The sequence below is a fragment of the Archangium sp. genome (genome assembly GCF_036389735.1).
Classification (GTDB): Bacteria; Myxococcota; Myxococcia; order Myxococcales; family Myxococcaceae; genus Archangium.
Genome location: NZ_DASVWK010001041.1, coordinates 1 through 4,126, shown reverse-complemented (window position 1 = coordinate 4,126; position 4,126 = coordinate 1). Strand labels below are relative to the sequence as shown.

General features: G+C 69.3%; 4 protein-coding genes. 3 read left to right on the top strand and 1 reads right to left on the bottom strand.

The genetic code is table 11. The features are described from left to right. On the top strand, positions 1–998 hold a 998-nt coding region (locus tag VF794_RS37225), incomplete at its 5' end, for a complex I subunit 4 family protein (RefSeq protein ID WP_331118023.1). Positions 999–1,025: 27 nt separating this feature from the next. Here the strand turns inward: VF794_RS37225 and VF794_RS37220 are convergent. After that, positions 1,026–2,678: an AMP-binding protein gene (locus tag VF794_RS37220; RefSeq protein WP_331118021.1), complete on the bottom strand. Its 1,653-nt coding sequence runs from the start codon at positions 2,676–2,678 to the stop codon at positions 1,026–1,028. 197 nt (positions 2,679–2,875) lie between these two features. Between VF794_RS37220 and VF794_RS37215 the strand changes: the two genes are divergently transcribed. Both VF794_RS37215 and VF794_RS37210 read left to right on the top strand, forming a co-directional pair. Beyond that, positions 2,876–3,385, top strand: coding sequence for a hypothetical protein (locus tag VF794_RS37215; protein WP_331118019.1), 510 nt, complete (start codon positions 2,876–2,878; stop codon positions 3,383–3,385). A 15-nt stretch (positions 3,386–3,400) separates the two neighbouring features. Further along, positions 3,401–3,934, top strand: coding sequence for a hypothetical protein (locus VF794_RS37210; protein WP_331118017.1), 534 nt, complete (start codon positions 3,401–3,403; stop codon positions 3,932–3,934). Positions 3,935–4,126 lie beyond the last annotated feature (192 nt).

The window sequence follows — 4,126 nt, the reverse complement described above, 5'->3', positions numbered from 1 at the left end:
GCGTGGCGGGCTGGCGCGCGGGGGTGCGGGAGCCGTTCGCCCTGACGGAGTTGCTGGCGCGCGGGCTGCCCGCCGCGTGGCAACAGCCCCTCTTCGGCCTGCTGCTGCTGGCGGTGGGCGTGCGGATGGCGGTGGTGCCCTTCCACTCCTGGCTGCCCGTCCTCATGACACGCGGGCCATTCGGACTGGGCCCGCTGCTGGTGAACGTCCACGTGGGGCTCTACCTGCTGGTGCGGGTGGTGATGCCGCTGATGCCGTCGCAGTGGAACCATGCCGGGCCGCTGCTGGGAGTGCTGGGACTCTGTGGGGCGCTCTATGGGGCCGTGCTGGCGCTGGCGCAGGTGGACCTGCGGCGCATGGTGGGCTTCCTCCTGGTGAGCCAGTCGGGGCTGCTGCTGGCGGGGCTCGCGATGGTGAATGTCCAGAGCCTCGCCGGGGCCCTGCTGCAGAGCGTGGCCGTGGGCCTCGCGTTCACGGGGCTGATGCTGGTGGTGAGGGCCCTCGAGGCGCGCACCGGCACCACGGACCTGACACGGCTGGGCGGGCTCGTGCGCCGCGCCCCGCGCATGGCGGCCTTCTTCTTCCTGCTGGGCTTCGCCAGCCTGGGATTCCCGGGGACGATGAGCTTCGTGGGCGAGGATCTGCTGCTGCACGGCATCCTGGGTGCCCACCCGCTGGTGGCGCTCCCCATGCTGCTGGCCACCGCCATCAACGCCATCGCCCTCTTCCGTGCCTTCCAGCGCACCTTCCTCGGATCGCCCGCCCATGGCCACGCGACGGCGCTGGAGACGGTGGAGGAGCTGCTGCCACGTGAGCGGTGGGTGGCCTTCGGCCTGTTCGCGCTCGTCGTCCTGGGGGGGCTGATGCCCGGGCCGCTGCTGCGCCTGCGCGAGTCCCAGGTGGAGTCGCTGGTGGAGCGCCTGGCCCCGGTCCAGCATGGAAACTCCACGGCGGCCCACGGCGACGGTCTCCTGGATGGAGCCCGCGCCGAGCAGTAGGCGGCGCAAGACGGAGGGACTGGGCGCTCAGTCCCTCTTCGCGGGCTGCTGGGACATCGCCCGCAGGTCCGTGCGGCGGATCTTCCCGCTCACCGTCTTCGGCAGCTCCGTCACGAACTCGATCTCCCTCGGGTACTTGTAGGGCGCCGTCGTCTTCTTCACGTACTCCTGGAGCTCCTCGATGAGCTCCACCGAGCCCTTGAATCCCGGCGCCAGCACCACGTACGCCTTGATGCGCTGGCCGATCCGCTCATCCGGCACGCCCACCACGGCGGACTCGGCCACCGCCGCGTGCTCCAGCAGCGCCGACTCCACCTCGAACGGCCCCACCCGGTAGCCCGACGTCTTGATGACGTCGTCCTTGCGGCCCACGAACCAGAAGTACCCGTTCGCGTCCTTCACCGCCCGATCCCCCGTCACGTACCAGTCCCCCCGGAACGACGCGAGGTTCGCCGAGTCGTCATCGAGGTAGCCCGTGAACAGGCCCACCGGAGGCTCCGGCTTCACCCGCACCGCGATGTCGCCCTCCTCCCCCGCCGGCACTTCCGCCCCCTCCCCGTCGATGACCGACACCACGAAGCCCGGTGACGGCTTGCCCATCGAGCCCACCCGTGGCTCCAGCGCGGGGAACATGCCGACGATCATCACCGACTCCGTCTGCCCATAGCCCTCGCGGATGTGCAGCCCCGTGGCCTGCTTCCACGTATCGATGACCTCGGGGTTGAGCGGCTCGCCCGCGCTCGCCACGTGCCGCAGCGAGGACAGGTCGTACCGCGACAGCTCCTGGAGCACGATGGCCCGCCATGCCGTGGGCGGCGCGCAGAACGTCGTCACCTTCTGCTGCTCGAGCATCCGCAGGATTCGCGCCGCGTCGAACCGTCCGCGGAAGTCGTACACCACGTTGCACGCGCCCTGGCTCCACGGGCCGAACAGCTTGCCCCAGGCGCACTTGGCCCAGCCCGTGTCCGACAGCGTCAGGTGCCGGTCCTCCGGCGTCAGGTCCAACCAGTAGCGGCCGGTCACCTGGTGCCCGATGCCGTAGCTGGCCTGCGTGTGCTGCACCATCTTCGGCATGCCCGTGGTGCCCGAGGTGAAGTAGATGAGCATCGGGTCCTCCGCCCGGGTGAGCGCGAAGCGCGTGACGTGCGAGCCCGTGCCCTCCCCGCCCGGCTCGTAGCTCACCCAGGGCGAGGGCGCGGGGCCCACCGCCACCCAGGTCTCCACCCGGCCCGTGCCCGCGAGCCCCTCGAACCTGTCCAGGCAGCTCGCGTCCGCGATGACCCCGTTGGCCTCCGAGGCCACCAGCCGGTAGCGGATGTCCTTGGTGGTGAGCATCGGCGTGCCCGGCATGAAGACGATGCCCGCCCGGATGCAGCCCAGCACGAGGAACCACCACTCCGGCACCCGCGGCATCATCACGAAGACGCGGTCGCCCCGACGCAGGCCCAGGCTCGTGAGGAACCGCGCCGCGTGCAACGAGTGCTGCTTCAGCTCCCGCCAGTTGAAGAGCCGCGCGTGCCCCGCCTCGTCGCTCCACTGGAGCGCGGGAGACTCGGGGCGCTCGGAAGCCCAGTGGTCGATGACGTCCGTGGCGAAGTTGAAGTACTCGGGGCGCTCCCACCGGAAGTCACGGTAGGTGGCCTCGTAGTCGGTCATGTTGCGCGGGGAGAATGAGGACATGACTCGCTCCTATCGAAGGACGACCCGACCTTGGCATGGCCCCGGATTTCCAGGAAGGAAGGGTGGGGTCTGGCCAAACCTCCAGGGTTGGCGCCAGAATGGAAGCGGTTGACGGCCGGAGGGAAGCAACGAGGGCCCGGGTTGGGGCAATCAGCCGTCGTCACTCCACGCATCAGCAGCCCCTTCAGGAGAATCCGATGAACGCGATTGCTCTGCCCGCGGAAGCGCAACAGCGGCCGTTTGGCATCTACGCTCGGGTGCTCGCCACCCAGATCCTCTACATGGCGCCGCTGCTCTGGTTGCTGGAGCTGGGCCAGAACCAGGCGTGGAAGGCCATGAACGGGACGTTCGGCTGGGTGTACCCGGATTCTCCCTACGGCTGGTTCTCGTTCGGGAGCATGATCCTCTGGTCAGGCTCGGTCTTCCTGATGTGGACCCTGCACTACTATTGGTTCTACCCGAAGGGCCTGAAGCTCTGGACGCGCATCGCCATCGCCTCGGGGGTGTGCTGGGTAGGCGAGTGGGTCGGCGGCTTCCTCGCGGTGCAGCTCACCGGTCATCACCTGCACGTGTGGCCGGGCTCGAGCCTGGTGTACGTGAGCTTCCCAGCCATCTTCTTCTGGGTCAGCAACGTCATCGTCTACCACCTGCTCACCGTGTATGTGATCGACCTGACGCCCAACTACGACGTGCCGGCGGACACCTGACGCGGACCGTCTCGCATGAACCCCATCGTCCACGCCGAGCTGTCCTGGCTCATGACCCAACGACTGGAGGCCCGGCGTGACCGGATCCTCGTCGTCTGCGCGGGGCTGGCGCCAGACCTGGATGGCTTGAGCATCCTGGGCGGAGGCGAGCTGTACGCCCGCTACCACCACCTCATCTTCCACGGCTACGTGGGGGCCCTCGTGACGGCGTTGACGTGCGCCGCGTTGGCCCGGAGCCGGTTGTGGGTGGGGGGGCTGTCCCTGGTGGCCTTCCATCTCCACCTGTTGTGCGATCTGGCCGGTAGCGGCCCGGGCTGGCCCATCTGGTATTTCTGGCCCACCAGCCTGCACGAGTGGTTCTGGGACGGCCAGTGGGACCTCGCGTCCTGGCAGAACAGCCTCATCGGGATGGGCGCCACCCTGCTGTGCCTCGCGTGTGCGCTGCGCTACCGCCGCACCGCCCTGGAGCTGCTCTCCACGCGCTGGGATGCCGAGGTCGTGCGGGCCCTGAGGCTCCGCTTCCTTGGCGAGGGCAAGCCCTCCCCCTAGAGTCGAGTGGATCGCCCTGCCGCGTACAACCCCCCGCAACATTCCTCGGGACGCGGTGGGGCTCGAAGGTTTGATCCGCTTCGGGGCCGGGGGCTTCGCGCGGCTGATCGCGAGGCCCGCGATGAGCGTCCCCCGTACCCGCGCGGAACCCGGTGCCGGCACCTGCTCCCACACCACCAGGGGCGGTGAAGC

What these genes read in the sequence shown, in the direction of transcription:
- VF794_RS37215 (WP_331118019.1), top strand. Translation starts at nt 2,876, where the DNA reads ATGAACGCGATTGCTCTGCCCGCGGAAGCGCAACAGCGGCCGTTTGGC.
- VF794_RS37210 (WP_331118017.1), top strand. Translation starts at nt 3,401, where the DNA reads ATGAACCCCATCGTCCACGCCGAGCTGTCCTGGCTCATGACCCAACGA.
- VF794_RS37220 (WP_331118021.1), bottom strand. Translation starts at nt 2,678, where the DNA reads ATGTCCTCATTCTCCCCGCGCAACATGACCGACTACGAGGCCACCTAC.